Annotated in this window: 12 protein-coding genes; 8 read left to right on the forward strand and 4 right to left on the reverse strand. The window is 35.5% G+C overall.

Translation table 11 applies throughout. The features are described from left to right. Window positions 1-4 precede the first annotated feature (4 nt). From mfd to ACFIMX_RS09135, 3 genes are all read left to right on the forward strand, one after another. Window positions 5-3,505 carry a transcription-repair coupling factor gene (gene mfd / locus ACFIMX_RS09125; RefSeq protein WP_375694365.1) on the forward strand — a complete coding sequence of 1,167 codons (3,501 nt, stop codon included), beginning with the start codon at window positions 5-7 and terminating at the stop codon, window positions 3,503-3,505. Window positions 3,506-3,769: 264 nt separating this feature from the next. After that, window positions 3,770-4,609, forward strand: a complete 840-nt coding sequence (locus ACFIMX_RS09130; RefSeq protein ID WP_375694366.1) for a hypothetical protein — start codon at window positions 3,770-3,772, stop codon at window positions 4,607-4,609. 1,505 nt (window positions 4,610-6,114) lie between these two features. After that, entirely contained in the window at window positions 6,115-6,726 is a 612-nt protein-coding gene (locus ACFIMX_RS09135; RefSeq protein WP_375618164.1) for an invasion associated locus B family protein, read from the forward strand. A gap of 88 nt (window positions 6,727-6,814) precedes the next feature. On the opposite strand, the gene ACFIMX_RS09140 is transcribed toward ACFIMX_RS09135, so the two are convergent. Further along, the gene (locus tag ACFIMX_RS09140; protein WP_375694367.1) at window positions 6,815-9,445 is read right to left on the reverse strand and encodes an Rne/Rng family ribonuclease; all 2,631 of its coding nucleotides are present in this window, start codon (window positions 9,443-9,445) and stop codon (window positions 6,815-6,817) included. Window positions 9,446-10,031: 586 nt separating this feature from the next. Between ACFIMX_RS09140 and ACFIMX_RS09145 the strand changes: the two genes are divergently transcribed. The 3 genes from ACFIMX_RS09145 to prfB all read left to right on the forward strand — a co-directional run bounded on the left by ACFIMX_RS09145 (window position 10,032) and on the right by prfB (window position 15,194). Beyond that, the gene (locus tag ACFIMX_RS09145) at window positions 10,032-11,261 is read left to right on the forward strand and encodes an N-acetylmuramoyl-L-alanine amidase (protein WP_375694368.1); all 1,230 of its coding nucleotides are present in this window, start codon (window positions 10,032-10,034) and stop codon (window positions 11,259-11,261) included. Between the two features lie 169 nt (window positions 11,262-11,430). Further along, entirely contained in the window at window positions 11,431-13,896 is a 2,466-nt protein-coding gene (locus tag ACFIMX_RS09150) for a penicillin-binding protein 1A (protein WP_375694369.1), read from the forward strand. Window positions 13,897-14,065: 169 nt separating this feature from the next. Next, window positions 14,066-15,194, forward strand: a protein-coding gene (gene prfB / locus ACFIMX_RS09155; RefSeq protein ID WP_375694370.1) for a peptide chain release factor 2 whose coding sequence is annotated in 2 segments (ribosomal slippage) — window positions 14,066-14,134 and window positions 14,136-15,194 — 1,128 coding nt in all. Because the reading frame shifts where the segments join, the coding sequence is not laid out codon by codon here. Between the two features lie 338 nt (window positions 15,195-15,532). Here the strand turns inward: prfB and ACFIMX_RS09160 are convergent. The 3 genes from ACFIMX_RS09160 to ACFIMX_RS09170 all read right to left on the reverse strand — a co-directional run bounded on the left by ACFIMX_RS09160 (window position 15,533) and on the right by ACFIMX_RS09170 (window position 18,464). Then, on the reverse strand, window positions 15,533-16,018 hold the full coding sequence (locus tag ACFIMX_RS09160; protein ID WP_375611894.1) for a peroxiredoxin: 486 nt from the start codon (window positions 16,016-16,018) through the stop codon (window positions 15,533-15,535). Window positions 16,019-16,209: 191 nt separating this feature from the next. Beyond that, entirely contained in the window at window positions 16,210-17,463 is a 1,254-nt protein-coding gene (gene tyrS, locus ACFIMX_RS09165) for a tyrosine--tRNA ligase (RefSeq protein ID WP_375618158.1), read from the reverse strand. Between the two features lie 320 nt (window positions 17,464-17,783). Beyond that, window positions 17,784-18,464: an alpha/beta hydrolase gene (locus tag ACFIMX_RS09170; RefSeq protein ID WP_375613441.1), complete on the reverse strand. Its 681-nt coding sequence runs from the start codon at window positions 18,462-18,464 to the stop codon at window positions 17,784-17,786. A 160-nt stretch (window positions 18,465-18,624) separates the two neighbouring features. Between ACFIMX_RS09170 and ACFIMX_RS09175 the strand changes: the two genes are divergently transcribed. Together ACFIMX_RS09175 and sufB are read left to right on the forward strand one after the other, a co-directional pair. Further along, window positions 18,625-19,800: a cysteine desulfurase family protein gene (locus tag ACFIMX_RS09175; RefSeq protein WP_375618157.1), complete on the forward strand. Its 1,176-nt coding sequence runs from the start codon at window positions 18,625-18,627 to the stop codon at window positions 19,798-19,800. A 139-nt stretch (window positions 19,801-19,939) separates the two neighbouring features. Next, window positions 19,940-21,451 carry a Fe-S cluster assembly protein SufB gene (sufB, locus tag ACFIMX_RS09180; protein WP_375694371.1) on the forward strand — a complete coding sequence of 504 codons (1,512 nt, stop codon included), beginning with the start codon at window positions 19,940-19,942 and terminating at the stop codon, window positions 21,449-21,451. Window positions 21,452-21,523: the final 72 nt, after the last annotated feature.

Consider the following 21,523-nt stretch of genomic DNA (forward strand, 5'->3'; position numbering starts at 1 on the left):
TCCGATGCCTATATTTAAAAAAATTGTTATTCCCAAAAATAATTCTGTTCGTATGATTTTAGATGGCGTTACTGATGGATTTGAAGCCTTTGCGCTTGCTAAATTAAGTTCAGAAATTGCACAAGATAAACCGCTCATCTATGTTGTCCGTGACGGAACAAAAATTGCGCATTTACAACAAGTTTTAAATTTTATTGAACCCAATTTACCCGTACTTCAATTTCCTGCATGGGATTGTTTGCCTTATGATCGCGTATCACCAGGAATTGCTGTTATGGCACGTCGACTATCAACATTAGCACATATAGCAAATTTACGGAAAGATCCATATTCTGCAATTATATTAACAACAGCAAATGCAATTATGCAAAAGTTGCCTCCTCGTGAAATGATAGAAGCTCAGCTTATTCACGCACGTGTTGGCCAGCGCAATAACATGGGAAATCTTATTCAATTTCTAGAAACCAATGGTTTTGAACGCGTTACGGTTGTCCGTGATGTTGGTGAGTTTGCTGTAAGAGGAGGAATACTTGATATCTTTTCTCCGATGGATGTTGAACCTTTACGCCTTGATTTTTTTGGAGATACCCTAGAAAGTATCCGCGTATTTGATCCAGAAAGTCAAAGGACAACAGGCCAAAAAACTGAACTTTTATTACAGGCAATGAGTGAGATTGTTCTTACACCAGAACGCATCAGCCGTTTTAAAAGCAATTATACCCGTACATTTGGTGTATCACAAAAAAATAACATGCTTTATGAAGCAATTTCTCAAGGTCGGCGTTTTGTTGGTATGGAACATTGGCTTCCATTTTTTTATGAAAACCTTGATAGCTTTTTTGACCATTGTGGCAACTTACCGATAGTTTTTGAGCATCTCATAGAAGAAGTCTTCATTGAGCGCTATCGTCTTATTGAAGACTATTATAATGCGCGCAAAGAATGCGAAAATGATAAAGAAAATTCTACTTCTTATCATCCAATAGACCCTAGTCTTCTCTATTTAACGCCAGAGCGTGTTTTGGAATGTGTACAACAATCTTCACAGTGTATTGATTTTTCGCCTTTTAATATTCCACAAAGTTTGGAACAAACTGTTATTCACACCAATGTTAAACAAGGATATGATTTTGTAAAAGAGCGTAATGCGCAGGAAAAAAACGTTTTTTCAAGTGTTATTGATCACATCGCATCTTTACGCTCTGCGGGCAAAAAAGTGCTTTTAGCGTGTTGGAGTGAAGGATCTCTGAATCGTTTAGTACAAGTTCTCGACGAGCATGGATTAAAAAAAATAGATGTTGTAAAATCTTTGCAAACTGTCAAAGCAACACCACGAGATCATATATTAGCAGCCGTTATCATGATAGAACATGGTTTTGAGGCTGAAGATTTAGCTATTATAGCAGAGCAGGATATCCTAGGTGATCGCTTCATCAGATCACCAAAGCGGCGTAAGAATAATACAAATTTTATTTCTGAAGTTTCTGCTTTAAATTCTGGTGATATTGTTGTGCATATCGACCACGGTATTGGCCAATTTGTTGGTCTTAAAACCATCACAACCACTGGAATTTTACGAGATTGCCTTGAAATTAAATATGCTGGAGGTGATCTCCTCTTTTTACCTGTTGAAAATATTGAGCTTCTCTCACGTTATGGCTCAGAAGGAACAGAGGTAACGTTAGATAAATTAGGAGGTGTTGCTTGGCAAGCACGTAAAGCTCGGCTTAAAAAACATTTATTGGAAATGGCAGGGCAATTAATCCGTATAGCTGCAGAGCGTATGACTCGTGCTGCGCCTGCTTTACTTCCACCAATTGGACCATTTGATGAGTTCGTTGCTTGCTTTCCCTATGAAGAAACGGAAGATCAAATGAATGCAATTGATGCTGTTTTGGATGATCTAGCCTCAGGCAAGCCGATGGATCGCTTGATATGCGGTGATGTTGGTTTTGGAAAAACTGAAGTAGCCATTCGAAGTGCTTTTGTTGCAGCATTAAATGGATATCAGGTTGCGGTTGTTGTACCAACAACTTTGCTTTCACGTCAACATTACAAAACATTTATTTCGCGTTTTCAAGGATTACCGGTTAAAATTGGACATGCTTCAAGGCTTGTAAAAGCGAAAGAACTTGCACGAGTAAAAAAAGGTGTTTCAGATGGTACAATCGATATTGTCATTGGAACCCATGCATTATTAAGTGGTGCAGTTAATTTTTTACGATTAGGCCTTCTTATCATTGATGAGGAACAACATTTTGGTGTCAAACATAAAGAGCGTTTAAAAGAGCTTAAAAGTGATATTCATGTTCTCACACTTTCAGCAACTCCCATACCACGCACTTTAGGGTTAGCTTTATCGGGTGTACGTGAACTTTCATTGATAACAACACCCCCCATTGATAGAATGGTGGTTCGTACTTTTATTTCACCCTTTGATGCACTTGTTATACGAGAGACCCTGCTTCGAGAATATTATCGTGGTGGACAAAGTTTCTATGTTTGTCCTCGTATTTCTGATCTGGCTTTTGTAGAAGAATATCTCAAAACACATGTGCCAGAACTGAAATTCGTTGTGGCTCATGGACAAATGCCGGCTGGACAACTTGATGATATCATGAATGCATTTTATGATGGACAATATGATGTGCTGCTCTCAACAACCATTATTGAATCGGGGCTTGATATTCCAACAGCCAATACCCTAATTGTGCATCGTGCTGAGATGTTTGGCCTTTCTGCCCTTTATCAGTTACGTGGTAGGGTAGGGCGTTCAAAACAACGTGCTTATGCTCTCTTTACATTTCCTGCTGGTAAAGTCTTAACAGCTGCTGCCGATCGTCGTCTTAAAGTTTTACAATCTCTTGATACCTTAGGGGACGGGTTTCAATTGGCAAGCCATGACATGGATATCCGCGGTTCAGGCAATTTTTTAGGTGAACAGCAATCGGGGCATATCAAAGAAGTTGGATTTGAACTCTATCAAAAAATGCTTGAAGAAGCTGTTGCTGAATTAAAAGATGGAGAGCTAAATGAAGATAATCAATGGTCTCCTCAAATTTCACTTGGTACAACAGTGATGATACCAGAAAGTTTCGTGCCTGACTTATCATTACGTATGGGACTTTATCATCGTTTAACAGAACTTGATGATTTAGAACAAATTGATGAATTTGCAGCGGAGTTAATTGATCGCTTTGGTCCTTTACCCCTTGAGGTTCAACACCTTCTTAAAGTCTTTTATATCAAAACATTATGTCGAAAAGCGCATGTAGAGAAATTAGATACAGGACCAAAGGGGATTGTTATACAGTTTCGTAATAACTATTTCGCAAATAGTGTTGCTCTTGTTCAGTGGGTTGGAAAACAAGGTTCGATGGCAAAAATTCGTCCAGATCAAAGTATCGCTCTTATTCGTAATTGGTCCACAGCGGATGAAAGGCTTGTTGGAGCAGCGAATATTATGACACAGCTTGTCGAAATGGCAGGACAACATTCTGTTTAAAAAATATCTTTATTATTTCAGAACTATTACTTATTTTTATAAAATTATTCTATAAAAACAAAAAGTTATTGATTTTGTATAAGAATAAAATTTAAGTTTATAATAAAGAACCCTTTATATATTTATTTGGTTTTTATTATATACGTATTGATATAATGAAGAAAATAGATTAGATGGTTTAACCGCATTAAATAGCACTTGCATATAATAAGCTAATAAGCTCCTGTAAATTTTTTAGAAAGAAAAAATTTAGGTAAAGATAGCATGCTTTCTTCATTACAAAAGTGTCTAATTATCGTTTTTTTATTACTCACTTTGATATATGGCGTAAAAAACGCTCACGCTGAGTTATCTTCTGATGAACAATACCAACATTTAAAAAACAAAAGAAAGAATATTAAAGAGAGCATACAATTTATTGAAGAAAGTATGTCTCATTTGAACATTTGGGAAAAAAATATTTCTAAAGCAGAGTACTATGAGCGTTTGCAGGAACGGAATAAGCTATACAAAAAACTGAAAACTCTGAAGAATGAATATTATAATCTTGGTTCGAAATTACAGGATCTAGCTGAAAAAAAACAAAAAATTATCTTTAGAATACATATAGCGAGAGAGTACGAAGTAGGGGTGTATGAAGAAAAGTTGATTAAAACAAAAGATTATTTAAAAAAAACTCAAATGTTTAATGAATGGGGAATGAATGAGAAAAGTGGAGGTGATAATGAGATAATGAAAAATTATCTCATGTTTATTATTGCTTGCAACACGTTAGCGGATATATTGCAGAGTGATATAGGTGCTATTTTGCGCAAAGATTTTGATTGGAAAGATAAAGATTTTAGTTGGGCTAAAGGCGCAAATAATTCAATAAGTCCTAGTTTAGTCAGGGATATTAAAGAATTACTAACAGATGGCTCTTATAGTTATGAAAAACAAATATTTGACGATATAAAAAATAGTCTTACAGGAGATAATTGGTTTGTTAAAAATGCACCTGAGCTTTGTAGAACCATTAAAGAAGTACATAATATAATGCTGCCAAACAAGAAAAAGAATATTATAGATCGTATGCGTTCTCATGTTGAAGAATTATTCAATTAAAAAATTAATTATACAAATACAGAGAAATTAAGATAATATACTAAATAATAGTTTAAATATGTTAGTAAAATATATTTTAATTTTTTGTTTTTATCATTATTTATAATAAAGTAATTTATACACATAAGATATTATCTATTATTCTTATCATATAAGCTTTAATATATATATTAAATAATAAACTCATATATCTTTTTAATGTTTTCTTTTTATGCTCGATAAAGTTTGTAAGGAGCTTAATATTTTTCTCTGTTTAATTATTTTAATGACGATACATTTCATATCTTAAATCTTGTTTTATTAATACGATAAGAGAGATGTTTTATAGCTCTAAGTTGTGTTATATAGGAAAACAAAATGATATTTTAAATTCATTTTTTCTCAAAACTTAAATCATTAACGATTTATATCTTTGATGTTGTAAAAGATGAAAAGAATTTATCATTTTAGTAAATTATTTTATTTGAGAAATAACTTAAAATAAATTGATAAAAGCTATATTTTTTATTCACGTTATAAAGCTGAGAGATGATATTTGTACAGAAGTGCAATAATAGATGTATAATATATAAGCATAAATTTATTATGGCTTTAGGCACGTGAGATGATTCATAGGGGGAAACCCTTTGTTCAGTAGTTTTATCTATAAAACTAACTCTGCTTGTGATGTACAAGTGGATAAATTTTATTGATTCAATATAAGAAAGGTTTGCGCTATTAGGATCTTTCATACAATATAGAAATAGAAAAAAGATAAATTATTATTATAAATTAATATGTTATTATATTTTAAGAAAGTTTATTATAAATAAAATATTTTCAGCAGTTATAGATTTTTGCTCTAAGAAAATGTGTTGTTTAATTAAGAAAAAAGCACTTCTTTAGTAGCGTATTTTTAAACTAAACTATTTAGTTAAACGCTATAGAAATAAAATTTTTATTACAAAGCGTATCACCATTGTTTTATAAACAAGGGCAGAAATTTTAGACAATCAGTGGTTTTAATTCATCAAATGTTTCAATAATACCGTAGATGATTTTGTTTTTGTGTATCACACGAGGCACATAAGGAAAACTGTAAAACTTATCTGATATTTTGGAGCTTAATGCATTGCAACACTTGTTGCTAATGTTCTATAAGCTTAACATGAAGAGTAATAAATGTAAAAATTTTAATTAGTAAGTTTTTTAGAGTAGTATCAGAGTTTATTTTAATTAACATTGCAATATTGATTCGTTTGTGTAATCTTATTTTAAATGCACAGAGGTGTTTTATGGATAGATTGCATCAAATACCAATGTGATGAAGAGGGGAAATGATATGAGTGTATAAAAATTAGAATGGCTCGTCGTATTTTTTCTCTAAATTTGACTTTTTTTTTTATATTGAATTAAAAATAGTAAAATTAATTGTTATTTCATTATAATTTAATAAATTAAGTTGGAATTATATTTAATATTTTTTTGAAGTTACTTAAGAGCGCGTTGAAAGGATTAACTTAATCATGTCGCATAAAAATGTTTATTCTGCTGTTTCAGTATTAGTTGGAGCCGCTGCCCTTTTTCTTATAGCTGGTATTTCTGCAAATGCGCAAACTTTATCACAAGGTTGGTACAAAGTTTGCAGTAAGCAGCATGATGTTGATATTTGTAATACAATGAATACTGTATTATCGAATACGGGACAACCTTTAACGGCTTTTAATCTTGTTGAAATAAAAGGGAAGCAAAATGAGAAACGTATAGGTATTCAAGTACCTACAGGTCGTTTTTTGCCAGAAGGTGTTCACATTAAAATTGGTGAAGAGTTCTCTAAAAAAATTCCTTATATTATTTGTAATGGACCAAGTTGTATTGCTAATGATGTCTTAGATGATAAGCTTATAGCAGCTATGAAAAGTGGTACAAAAATGGTTGTAACCACAGTTAATTTCCGTGGTTCAGCTAATCCTATTGAATTTTCTCTTAATGGGTTTACAGCAGCCTATACCGGTCCTGGTATGGAAGAAAAAGATTTCCAACAAGAACAAATAAAGCTGCAGCAAGCCATTCAATCAAAGCAAAAAGAAATTGAAGAGCGCATGCGGGCTGAGCAAGAAAAAGCAAAACAAAAGTAATAAACCCACACCATAGAAGTTGGTCAAAACGTCTTCTATAATTGTTTATTTGAACCGCCACAATTTTCTGTGGCGGTTTTTTTAATCCTTAATTTTTCGAAAGAATTCTGCGTTTCCACCAACCAATACGTTCAGTTTTGGAAGAATCATTAGGCGTTGATGAAATAACAACGGGTTGATTAATTGTTTCTTCAATTTGGGAAGGAGAGGTTTCGATAACTTTCTCCATCTCGATTACAGTTTCTTGCTCTAATATTTTTTGTATTTGCGTTGTCTCTTTAGAAGATGATTTTTTACGTGTTCCACGTGTTGATTTTTTACTCTTTTCAAGAGCTTTATCTTCTACCTCATGAATAGATTTGTCTGCTTTTTTTGTTTTAGTTTTACGCATCGAACTGGTTGTAGATTTTTCTTCAAGAGATTTTTGTTCTGCAATATTTTTATCATTTTCTAAAGAAAGTTTATTTTCTACTACTTTTGAAGAACGTGTTTTACGTTTTTTAGGTTTAATATTTGTATCATTTTTTTCAGATTCACTCTGTTGTTGTATATCTAGAGCTTGTATATTATTCTTTGTTTCTTCAAGTTCAAAAGATTTAGCAGGTGAAACACGACGCTTGCGATGCGCTGCTTTAATTTCTGCTAAAGCTTGCTTAGCAAAATCTCCCACTGGTTCTGCATAAGGAACGCGAATCTGATGAAAACTATTATCTTGATTGCGTCGACCACCACGACGTCCTCGACGACGTCCTCGACGATAAGAATCATCATTCAAGGTATCTTCTTTTTTATGAACGTTGGAGAGAGAATGATCAGTAATTTCACCGTGACGATTTTTACGCCGACGCTTTTGGTTTGTTTCAATGGGAGAAGGATTTTCAATAGATTCACTTTTTATGAAAACAGAATCTTCAATTTCTTGCTTATTGTCATCTTCCAATGAAGATTGAGAAATTCTCTCTGCTATTGAGCCTTTAGAAATAACAAGATGTTGTGTTCCAATACTATCATCTGCTTCAATACTAATATTAAGTTTAAAGCGAGCTTCTAAATTAACAAGAATATTGCGTTTATGATTTAATACATAAAGCGCTGTTGCTACGGGGGTGCGCACGATAATATTATGTTGCGAATTATGAAGAAGATATTCTTCAATTGAGCGCATGACATGTAACGCAATTGATGATTCAGAACGTATATTTCCTGTTCCTGCGCAATGTGGGCAGGGCTGTGTCGTACTTTCTAAAACCGATATGCGAATACGTTGACGACTCATTTCTAAAAGGCCGAAGTGTGAAATATGACCTACTTGAATACGAGCACGATCATTTTTTAAACAATCTTTTAATTTTTTTTCGACCAGCTTCACATTGCGTTCTTCAAGCATATCAATAAAATCAATCACAATTAAACCAGCAAGGTCACGCAAGCGTAATTGACGCGCTACTTCTTCAGCAGCTTCAAGGTTGGTTTGTAAGGCTGTCTTTTCGACAGAGAATTCTTTCGTAGAGCGGCCAGAATTTACGTCAATAGCAACAAGTGCTTCTGTTTGATTAATAACAAGATAACCACCAGATTTTAAAGAAACCTGTGGTTGCAACATTTTATCAAGTTGAATTTCAATATTATTTCTTGCGAAAATGGGCGTAGGATCACGGTAAGGTTGCACAACTTTTGCATGACTTGGCATGAGCATACGCATAAAGTCTTTCGCTTCACGATATCCTTGGTCTCCAGAGACAAGAATTTCACTAATGTTCTTATTATAAAGATCTCGTATAGAACGCTTGATGAGATTGCTTTCTTCATGGACAAGGCATGGCGCCGTTGACTCGAGTGTCAAAGTGCGAATAGTATCCCATAACCGCATAAGATATTCATAATCACGTTTAATTTCAGCTTTTGTTCTATTGGCACCAGCGGTTCGTAAGATAACGCCCATACCTTTTGGAACGGCTAATTCTTTTACGATTTCTTTAAGACGCTTACGGTCTTGTACGTTCGTAATTTTTCGTGAAATACCACCACCACGTGCTGTGTTGGGCATTAGAACAGAGTAACGACCAGCTAGAGATAGATATGTTGTAAGGGCAGCACCTTTATTACCACGCTCTTCTTTGATAACTTGTACCAACAAAATTTGACGTCGTTTAATGACTTCTTGAATTTTATACTGGCGCCCTTGTTTTCTTTGATAAATCGGGAGCTCTTCACGGATGTCCTCAGCACCGACCATTTCAATCTCATCATAAGAGATATTGGCATTTAATGCTTCTTCTGTATTATCAATTATTATCGCTTCAGATGTGATATCATTTTCAATATCGGCTGCTATAACATTGTTTTTTTCACTTTTTTTTGTTCTTCTGGAGCGTTTTTTATTTTTAGTTGCTTCTTCCGTAAAGGTATCTACAGAATTTTCTCCTACAGCTTCTTTTTCTTCTTCTTCAAGAAGAGCAAGGCGATCAGCAATGGGAATTTGATAATAATCAGGATGAATTTCAGAAAATGTTAAAAAACCATGTCGGTTTCCACCATATTCAACAAAAGCCGCTTGGAGAGACGGTTCTACACGCGTAATACGTGCGAGATAAATATTCCCCTTGAGCTGTTTTCTATGTTCTGATTCAAAATCAAGTTCTTCAATTTTGTTGCCGTGAACAACAACAACACGTGTTTCCTCCGGATGGGAGGCATCTATAAGCATTTTGTTTGACATAAGTTAATATCCTGAAGGCGACATGCACAATTTTATTCAAACGAATGCCATAACTATTCGTAAACATAAAAGGCTGTCTGCCATAAAAGGGAGGTACCAGAAAAACAGGACGGAACACCACGTGCAAAGGCATGACTGCATTTACACCATTTCTCATCATTATTTCCATCTGTTTTTTATGACTCATATTTCTTAAAAGTCTCCGGTAAAATAATCTTTAAAACAGTTCGGATATCCGAACCAGCGAATCTTAAGTAATGCAATCCTAATGTTATAACATAGAAATTTTTCATCCATAAAAAAGTCTCAACGCATAATAGACAAAAAACCTCTAAAGACAACTTAATATGAGTTACAGATAATTTAGATGACTATTATCAGTTAGGAAGCATAAATATTCTTTTATGTTGATATCATGCGTTTGGCAAGTAACAATGTAAATCATGTATAATTATAATATCTTTATGACCTTAATTTCGTTTTGAGGTGTTTATTTAGCTTTTATTGAAAAATAGATAATAAATTGGTGTATCGTTTTATGTAACCAAGATAAATTATTACAAAGGTAATGTAGAGTATTTTGCTTATGATAAGAGTTTTTTTTACCAAAAAGCTGAAAACAGCTTATGGGGATGTTATTGTGTTCGTCACATACTTTTTATTATCTTTTTTGCTACTCCAAACCAGTCTTCAAGCCGCAGATCCTCTGAGACTTATTAATTTTCGAACCATTGGTGATAGTGTTCATACGCGTATTATTGCGGTTTTTAATTCAAAACCAAATGTTCGTTTACAGATTTTGGACAGGCCAGCACGTTTGGTTATCAATTTACCTACAATTGACTTTTCGATGCAAAATACGCCTTTAAAGAAAAGGAATACATTATCCGTTATGCTTTCAGATGTGCGTTATGCTTTCTCTGACATACAGACTTCACGCATTGTTTTGACAAGTAAAACGGCTTTTGTAGTTGAAAAAAATGTCGTAAAAAAATTAAATAATGGTTTATGGCAGTTGCTGATTGATATTCGTAAAAGTACACAAGAAAAATTTGATGAGATATTAAAAAAACAGCAAAGGATCAATTTTGATACAAAAACACAGTTAATGCCAGCATATAATTTCCGTGTTGTTCTTGATCCTGGTCATGGTGGTATTGATGGTGGTGCGCGGGGGGTTACTGGAATTTTAGAAAAAGATGTGACTTTAGACTTTGCGCGTGCATTGCGAGACGAATTACAAAAGGATTCTCATATTACCGTTGCTTTAACACGAGATTCCAATATTTTTTTAAGACTAAGTGAAAGAGTTAAAAAAGCGCAAGAGTTTGATGCTGATCTTTTTATATCTATTCACGCGGATACGATTGATCTACATTCTCTTCGCGGTGCCACAGTGTATACCATATCAGATAAAGCCTCTGATGCCATTGCAAAATCTTTAGCTGAAAATGAAAATAAAGTTGATTTGCTTGATGGTTTGCCTGCAGATGAAACGCTCGAAGTTACAGATATTTTGATGGATCTTACACGACGTGAGACACATACATTTTCGGTTAATTTTGCAAATAGTGTTATTTCAAGTTTATCAAAGAATCATATTAACTTGATTAATAAACCACATCGGTATGCTAATTTTCAAGTTTTAAGAGCTTCAGATATACCCTCAGTCTTGATAGAGATAGGTTATTTATCCAATAAAGAGGATGAAAAGTTATTAAAGGATCCTCATTGGAGAAAACAAATGGCAGCCTCTATTGCTCATTCTATTCGTCAATTTGCTGATTATAGGCAGAAAATGGTACAGCCTCTTTAAATTTATGAGAAAATAGAGTATCAATATGGGCTTCTAGTGTACTCTGGTATAAATAAAAGATGGAAAACAATTTCTCTTGATCTCAATCTTGTGGTGATATCCGCGTGGTGTGTTTGAAGTAACGTATTTTTTTCTTTAATTAATTCTTAAGAAAGCGATAGCTGTTTTTATGATGATTTTTTTAAGATATCTTCTTCGTTTTTTTATTGTTATTGGACTTTATGGTGCAATAACGTGGGGTGTTATGACCAGTGGTCAAGCAAATGCACTCCCTGATTATGAAGTTCTTTCACTTTATGAGCCGCCGGTAATGACCCGTGTCCATGCTTCTGATGGCCGTCTTATGGCAGAGTTTGCAACAAAACATCGCCTCTATTTACCGATTCAATCAATACCAAAGCTTGTTATAAATGCTTTCATTTCGGCTGAAGACAAAAACTTTTATCATCATTTTGGTTTAGATCCTGAAGGACTTTCTCGAGCTTTGATCAATAATATTCGTAATATTGGTTCTGGAAGACGTCCAGAGGGTGCATCAACTATAACGCAACAAGTCGCTAAAAACTTCCTTTTAAGTTCAGAAACAACGTTAGAACGTAAATTTAAGGAAGCTATTTTAGCAATGCGTATTGAGAAAACTTATTCAAAAGATCATATTCTCGAGCTTTATCTCAATGAAATTTATCTGGGTCGTGGCACTTATGGTATAGCAGCTGCTTCTTTGACCTATTTCAATAAATCCGTCAATGATCTGACGCTAGAACAATGTGCTTATTTGGCTGCTCTTCCAAAAGGGCCAGCAAATTATGATCCATTTAAGAATACACAACGTGCTATTGATCGGCGTAATTGGGTTATAGACCGGATGATTGCAAATGGATATGTAACGCGTGAACAAGGTGAAAAAGCGAAAGCTAAACCTTTAGGAGCGACAATGCGTGGGAGTGATAGCTATGTTTTTGCAGCTGATTATTTTACTGAAGAAGTGCGGCGTCGTTTAATACATCGCTATGGGGCTAAAACACTTTATGAAGGTGGGCTTTCCATTCGTACAACGCTTGATCCGCATTTACAACTTATTGCGCGACGTGCTTTACACGATGGATTAATTAGATTTGATCATGCGCAAGGATGGCGTGGAGCTTATGCGCATATTGATGAGAAAGGTGATTGGGGGACAGAACTTGCAGATATCACAGGGCTAAGTGATGTTCCTGAATGGCGTTTAGCTGTTGTTCTTTCTACTAATCCCAACAAAGTAGAGATTGGTTTACAGCCACAGCGCGAAGCTTCAGGTATATTATCAAAAAAACGGGAAATTGCTGTTTTATCTGAAGCTGATTCAAAATGGGCACTCCATGTTGTAAAAGAAAATGGTTATCGAAAAACTGTTCAGAGCTTATCTCATGTTCTGCAAGTTGGGGATGTTATTTTTGTTGAAAAACTATCCAATACAAACAACACTTATCGTTTACAACAAATTCCAAAGGTTGAAGGTGCAATTGTTGCTATGGAACCTCATACAGGGCGCGTTCTTGCTATGGTGGGAGGATTTTCTTTTGCCGCATCTGAATTCAATCGTGCAACCCAAGCTTATCGCCAACCGGGGTCTGCTTTTAAGCCTTTTGTTTATGCAGCAGCTCTTGATAACGGATATACACCAGCATCCGTTGTTTTAGATGGCCCCATTGAAGTTCGTCAATATAATGGTGAAGTTTGGCAACCCAAAAATTATGGAGGTACCTTTGCAGGACCTTCAACGTTGCGTTATGGTATTGAGCGTTCTCGTAATCTTATGACAATACGGCTTGCCAATGATATGGGAATGCCTCTTGTCGCTGAATATGCAGAACGCTTTGGGATCGTAGATAAATTGCAGCCTTATCTTCCCATGGCTTTAGGGGCTGGCGAAACAACAGTATTACGAATGGTTACAGCTTATTCCGTTATTGCCAATGGCGGACGCTCTATTAAACCTTCTCTGATAGACAGAATTCAAGATCGTTATGGGAAGACAATTTATCGTCATGATGATCGTATTTGCGAAAATTGCAATACGAATTCATGGAATAATCAAAGTGAACCCACATTGATTGATGAGCGAGATCAAGTTCTTGACCCTATGACGGCTTATCAAATTACCTCGATGATGGAAGGGGTTGTTCAGCGTGGTACTGCGGCACGTTTACGTTATCTTAATCGACATATTGCCGCTAAAACAGGAACAACCAATGACTCTAAGGATGTCTGGTTTATGGGATTTACTCCTGACATTGTCGTTGGTATTTTTGTCGGTTATGATCAACCAGCTCCGTTAGGATATAATGGAACAGGAAGTTCATTAGCTGCACCTATTTTTGGTGATTTTATGGCAGATGCTCTTAAAGGGAAGCCAGATGTTCCCTTTAAGATGCCAAAGGGTATGATTTTAATGCCAATTAATCGAAAAACAGGAATGCTTGCCGAAAGAGGAGATCAAGATGTCATTATAGAAGCATTTAAACCAGGGACTGGTCCTGCTGATATATATCAAGTTATTGGGAGTACAAATTCTTTTCAAGAAGGTGTTCCTGCAGTAACGACTTCTCCACAAGTCAACAAAGCACTTGAAAGTGGGACAGGTGGGCTGTATTAATCGACAAAATCTCCTTTTGCCATGAGTCATGGTTTTTATCTCTTTTTTACAATGTCGGTTCTGTAAATAGAGTGATAGAATTGTACCATTTTCTGATAGCAGCTATTAAATTTGTATAAAATGCTAAGAGACACAACCAAAAGAGTTTTTTAAAATACGGTGTTAAATTATGCGAGCAGAAATAGAAACATTAGTTGATGAAATCCAGAAAGCAATACAATTGCTAAGGGGGCATCTTTGACTGGGATCAATCACTAAAGCGTCTTGAATATCTTAATCAAAAAGCGGAAGATCCATCATTATGGGATGATGCACAACGAGCACAGGATATGATGCGTGAGCGTCAACGTCTCGATGATTCAATCAATGGTCTTTTATCATTTACAAAAACACTTGAAGAATGCATTGAGCTTATTGCGATGGGCGAAGAAGAAAGTGATATTGAAATTATCGCTGATGCAGAAAGATCAATACGTAATCTTAAAAATGAGATAGATAAAAGGCAAATTGACGTACTTTTTTCAGGAGAGGCAGATCCGAATGATACCTATTTAGAAGTTCATGCTGGAGCAGGGGGAACAGAAAGCCAAGATTGGGCTTCTATGCTCTTACGTATGTATATGCGATGGGCTGAACAGCATGAAATGAAGGTTGAAATTTTAGAAATTCATGATGGAGAAGAAGCAGGAATAAAGTCAGCGACTATTCTTGTAAAAGGGCATAATGCTTATGGAATGTTAAAAACAGAATCAGGCGTTCATCGCTTAGTGCGGATTTCTCCATTTGATTCGAATGCAAAGCGCCATACTTCTTTTGCGAGCATTTGGGTTTATCCAGTTATTGATGACAATATTGAAGTTGATGTTTCAGAGGCAGATGTGCGTATTGATACATATCGTGCATCTGGAGCAGGAGGACAACATGTTAACACGACAGATTCTGCTGTTCGCATCACACATATAAAAACGGGTATTGTTGTTCAATGTCAAACAGAACGTTCTCAACATAAAAATCGCGCTACGGCTTGGTCGATGTTGCGTGCACGGCTTTATGAAGAAGAGCTTAAAAAAAGAGAAGAAGAAACCAATGCTGCTGAATCTTCTAAAACAGAAATCGGATGGGGACATCAAATTAGATCTTATGTTCTTCAACCCTATCAGCTTGTCAAAGATTTGCGTACAGGAATTGAAAATACGGATCCACAATCCGTACTTAATGGTAATTTAGATGCATTTATAGAGGCAGCACTCGCACGGCGCATTTATGGACAAGACAAAAAAATTGAGGATATTCGTTAATTATATATCCTTCCTTCAAGCCATATAGATTTTTTCTTAAGCTGTTCGTTTTATTGATGCTGTGATGTTATATAGCCTTTGATACTTTAAAGGTTTAAAGGAGGATTTTCTTGTTTCTTTCTTCAATTTTTTCTCACACGCTAATTCTGCTTATGATATTGCAAGTGATAGGAAGAATCTGAAATAAGAAAAATTTGCGATATTCAGGGGACTAATATAAATGTAAAACAATTCATTATCCTTATAAATCAATATATTGTAAAAATTGAATCCATTGAAAAACTAAAATCAATTAGGGGAAATAACTTTTGCTTTTGAAGGTAAATCAAACACTCAATTTACAAGTTACCATTATGATATAAAAGTGTTGCAGTAGCTAAAACATTTTCAGCATGCCCAGATACGCTTACTTTGCGCCATTCTTCTACTATTATTCCATTTGCATCAATTAAAAAAGTGCTCCGTTCAACTCCCATATATTTGCGTCCATACATGCTTTTCTCAACCCAAACACCATAAGCTTCGAGGGTCGTTTTTTCTTCATCAGAAACCAAGATGACATCAAGTTCATGTTTTATTTTAAATTTATCATGTTTTTTTACATTATCTGGAGAGATTCCAATAACAGCAACACCGATTTCATCAAATTTCATCTTTAATTTTGTGAAATCAAGTGCTTCACTTGTGCAACCACTGGTGTCATCTTTTGGATAAAAATATAAAACAACAGGCTTTCCTTTAAAGTCAGAAAGACACACTGTCTCTCCTCCATCGCGCGGCAAAGTAAAATCAGGAGCAAGAGCACCTTTCATTGGTCTTGTCATTGTTTTCATCTTTCTTTTTTGTGTAACAGGTATAAGATATCAGAGTACACAGAAGAAAAGAACTATTCAACTCTCTAGAAATATTATTGTTTTGAAGAGACCTTTATTTTCCTAACAAAACTCGCCCTATCACAACGATTGAATTGAAAGAACAAGCTCGACGTGAACAACATAAACAAAACAGCAAAAGATTATACTGGTTTCATCACAACATGTTTTTTCTTACCAAAAGAAAGTTTAATGGTTCCTTCTGCACTGACATCCCCTTCAATAATAAGATGTGTTTCATCCTCAATAATTTGATCATTTACACGGACACCTCCACCTTGAACGTGTCGGCGTGCCTCACTATTAGATCTAGCGAGTCCTGCTTGTACTAAAAGAGTGAGCAATCCAACACCTTTTTTTAATTCTGAGGCATTAATTTCAACAGTTGGAAGATTTTCTCCCAGAGTTTTTTCTTCAAACGTCTTGCGAGCCGTTTCTGCTGCTGCATCAGCAAGAACACGTCCATGCAACATTGCTGTAATTTCTGTTGCAAGAATTTTTTTTGCTTCGTTAATTTCAGTTCCTTGTAATAGAGAAAGTTTAAGAATCTCATCCATCGGCAATGGAGTATAGAGCTTTAGAAATCGTGTTACATCAGCATCTTCTGTATTGCGCCAATATTGCCAAAATTGATAAGGTGAAAGCTTATCCGCATTCAGCCATACAGCCCCATTCAATGATTTACCCATTTTGGCACCGGAAGAGGTTGTCAGTAATGGTGATGTTAACGCATATAATTGCGGTGTTCCTAAACGATGTCCTAATTCGATTCCGTTAATAATGTTGCCCCACTGATCAGAGCCCCCCATTTGCATACGCAACCCATAACGTTTATAAAGTTCAACAAAGTCATAAGCTTGCAGAATCATATAATTAAACTCTAAGAATGACAAAGAGTGCTCACGCTCAAGTCTGAGTCTGACAGAATCAAATGACAACATACGGTTGACAGAAAAATGCTTTCCTACATCACGCAAAAATTCTAAGTAGTTTAAATTGCATAACCATTCAGCATTATTCACAATACAAGCATCGGTTTCTCGGACACCGAATGTCAAATAGTTAGCAAATACCTTTTTAATACCATCAATATTTGCAGCAATATCATCTTGTGTCAGAAGGCGTCGCGCTTCGTCTTTGAAGGAAGGATCACCAATCAATCCGGTCCCTCCGCCCATTAAAGCAATGGGGCGATGACCCGTTTTTTGTAACCAATAAAGCATCATAATCTGAAGAAGACTTCCAGCATGTAAACTCGATGCTGTTGGGTCAAATCCAGTATAAGCGCTTACAGTTTCTTTGGAAAAAAGATCATCTAAGCCTTTTTCATCTGAAATTTGGTGGATAAAACCACGTTCGCTCATAATGTGTAAAAAATCAGATTTAAAGGCAAACACAGATTTAATTTCCTAATTTAAGAGTGCATTATTTTATATAATAGGCGATTATATAATGAATTATTAATGTGTTATCTATCATAACTGACGCACACCTCACAAGAGAAAGAGACATATTGGTAGTATAAAGATAATAATACAGATATTATTTCCTTTTTACGCTAAAAAAGAAACTTCTTAGTAATAGAAAAAAGGTGTTCTGTTATTCTCATTTCTATCCTGAATAAAATTTAGAAAAGTTTTAAATGCAGACTAAAAAAATTACTTTGTTATGATCAGAGACGATTTTTGCTAATTTTTTATAAATCTATCGTATTTTCCTAAGTTAGTGAAAGTATTTCAGGAGGAGGAGCGAGAAGTTCATTGGAGATATGGTTATCCAAATAGTGGGCACATCGTTCAATAAGTTTTTCATGACATCCACTGAAAAAGTGATTAGCCTCTTCCAATATTTCTTGTGTAATAATGATACCTTTTTGTGTTTTTAATTTATCGACAAGTATTTGAACATCTTTTGGAGGGGCAACTTTATCGATACCGCCATGAATGATAAGTCCAGAAGAGGGACAAGGTGCAAGAAATGAAAAGTCATAAACATTAGGCTGAGGGGCAACTGAGATAAATCCCTCAATTTCCGGTCGGCGCATTAAAAGCTGCATACCAATCCATGCTCCAAATGAGTATCCTGCTACCCAACAATTTTTAGAGTCTGGATGTTGTGTTTGCACCCAATCGAGAGCAGCAGCAGCATCTGAAAGTTCTCCTATTCCATAATCAAATTCACCCTGACTACGACCAATACCACGAAAGTTAAAACGTAAAGTTGTAAAGCCACGTTGTTGGAACATATAAAAGAGGTCATAGACAATTTTATGATTCATAGTTCCACCAAATTGGGGATGAGGATGCAAAATGATCGCAATGGGTGCATTTTTTTGTTGTGAAGGTTGATAACGCCCTTCGAGCCGACCCGCGGGACCGTTAAAAATAATTTCTGGCATAAAATGCTCCTTAATGCAATAAAATGCTCTCTTTGACCCTGGTCGACTTTTACCATAGAATCTCTTAAATAATTACTAGATATTCTTTTTTTAGTGCACTTTTCAAGAAAAATGCGCTATTTTTTCAATCAATTTATAAGATTAATGATTGCGATGTAAAATGGTTATAAAACGCCGATATTTTGATCATAACGCAACAACACCGCTCAAAAAAGTGGCACGGATAGCGTTACTGGAATCTTTAGAGATATTTGGTAATCCATCATCGGTTCATAAGGAAGGGCGTGCCGCTAAAACTTTGTTGCAAAAGTCCCGTCGGCAAATCGCTGAAAATCTTAAAACAGATCCAGATCACGTGGTATTTACCTCTGGTGCGAGTGAAGCCGCAATGACTTTGTTAACACCTTTTTACAATATGGGGAAAGCAAAAGTTAAATTTTCTCATCTTTACCTTGGAGCGACTGAACATCCCTCTGTTGCAGAGGGAGGACGTTTTTCTAAAGAATTGATAAGCGTCATTGATGTTGATCAAGATGGGCTCATACAACAAGATAAATTAACATCACTCTTAACGGTTCACGATAAAACAAAAGGTTTACCTCTTGTTGCTATTCAAGCTGCAAATAGTGAAACGGGTGTTATTCAACCGTTAACAGAAATCGCCGCTATTGTTCGGGATTTAGGAGGCACTCTTATAGTTGATTTGACACAATATGTAGATAAAAATTTTGTGGATATTCATCAGTTAGGAGGAGACTTTTTTATACTGTCTGCACATAAAGTTGGCGGTCCTAAAGGAATCGGTGCTTTTGTTTCATGTGGTAATCTTCTCATGCCACACCCTCTTATTATTGGAGGAGGACAAGAAAAAGGTCTCCGTGGAGGAACAGAAGCATTGCCCCTTATTGCTGCTTTTGGGGCAGCAATGACTGATTGCTTCACACAGGAGGAAATAAAACAGTTAATATATTTACGCAATAAATTAGAAGCTGGACTACAAAAAATAAGTAAAAATGTTGAGATTTTTGGCAAAAGAGTTCAACGTTTGCCAAATACAACTTACTTTACCGTGAAAAATATAAAAGCTGAAACGATGCAAATTGCTTTTGATTTAGAAGGGTTTTCTTTATCATCCGGCTCTGCCTGTTCTTCGGGAAAAGTAAAACAAAGCAAAGTGTTGGAGGCAATGGGGTATCATGTTCCAAATGGTGCCATTCGCATTTCGCTAGGGCGTGGCACAACTTCTGAAGATATTGATGATTTTCTGTCGTTTTTTTCTCAAATTATAAGCAGGAAAAAAGGGGAAGATTTATCATCAGAAAGTTATAAAAATTAGAATTATTTTAAAAATAAAATAAGTTTGATTGAAATTTTTGCGCTTTACCTATAGCCTAGGAGATAACTTGCTTACTTTAATCTTGTAAAAAACAAGACTTTAGTTACCGGTTTTTGACGCCAAAAAATGGAGAAAATTTATGCCGGCAGTACAAGAAACGATACGTCAAGTACGTGAAATAGATGTTGACCAATATAAATATGGTTTTGAAACCAATATTGAAACCGATAAAGCTCCAAAAGGCTTAAATGAGGATATTATCAAATTTATTTCCGCTAAAAAAAATGATCCTGAATGGATGCTAACATGGCGCTTAAAAGCTTACCGCCGTTGGCTGACAATGCAAGAGCCTCATTGGGCGCGTCTTGAATATCCTAAAATTGATTTTCAGGAGCTTTATTATTATGCTGCTCCAAAAAATCATACAGGACCAAAATCTTTGGATGAAGTGGATCCTGAGTTATTAGCAACGTACGAAAAACTTGGCATTCCTCTTAAAGAACAAGAGATTTTGGCAGGAGTAAGAAAACAGTCTGATCCCTCCACTTTTGATGACAGTATGTCTGTATCGGGGCAGGTGGCTGTTGATGCAGTCTTTGATTCTGTTTCTGTTGTAACAACATTCAAAAAAGAGCTGGCACGTGCTGGTGTGATTTTTTGTTCTATTTCAGAGGCGATTATTGAACATTCTGAGCTTATTAAAGAATATTTAGGAACAGTTGTACCTATAAGTGATAATTATTATGCGGCCTTAAATGCAGCTGTCTTTACAGATGGTTCATTTGTTTATATTCCCAAAGGGGTTCGTTGTCCTATGGAGCTTTCAACTTATTTTAGGATTAATGAACGCAACACTGGCCAATTTGAACGAACATTGATTATCGCCGCTGAAGATTCCTATGTTTCTTATCTTGAAGGGTGTACAGCACCCCAACGTGATGAAAACCAACTTCATGCTGCTGTTGTTGAGCTTATTGCCCTTGAAAATGCAGAGATTAAATATTCTACAGTACAAAACTGGTATCCTGGCGATAAAGATGGAAAGGGCGGTATTTATAATTTTGTGACGAAGCGTGGAGATTGTCGAGGTGATAGCTCTAAAATTTCATGGACACAAGTTGAGACCGGTTCTGCGATTACTTGGAAATATCCATCCTGCTTACTCCGTGGTAATAATGCGCGTGGAGAATTTTATTCTATTGCTGTTGCAAACGGTTATCAACAGATTGATTCTGGTACAAAAATGATTCATTTGGGAAAGAATACATCCAGTCGCATTATTTCCAAAGGTATTTCTGCAGGTTTTTCAAATAACACTTATCGGGGACAAGTCACAGCTCATCGAAAAGCACAAAATGCGCGTAACTTTACGCAATGTGATAGTTTGTTAATCGGAAATGATTGTGGTGCGCATACAGTTCCTTATATTGAAGCAAAAAATGCAACAGCTCAGTTTGAACATGAAGCCACAACATCAAAAATTTCTGATGACCAACTTTTTTATGTTATGCAAAGAGGAATTCCTGAAGAAGAAGCTATCGCATTAATTGTAAATGGTTTTGTAAAAGAGGTCATTCAAAAACTTCCCATGGAATTTGCTGTCGAAGCACAAAAGCTTATTAGTATTAGCCTTGAAGGTAGTGTTGGATAATTTTATTTAATTAGATAAATAGAAGACTTTATGTAAAAAGGCTGTAACGGTAGCACATAATGCTAAAAATAA

This window comes from Bartonella sp. AD24XZML (assembly GCF_042196485.1).
Lineage (GTDB): Bacteria > Pseudomonadota > Alphaproteobacteria > Rhizobiales > Rhizobiaceae > Bartonella.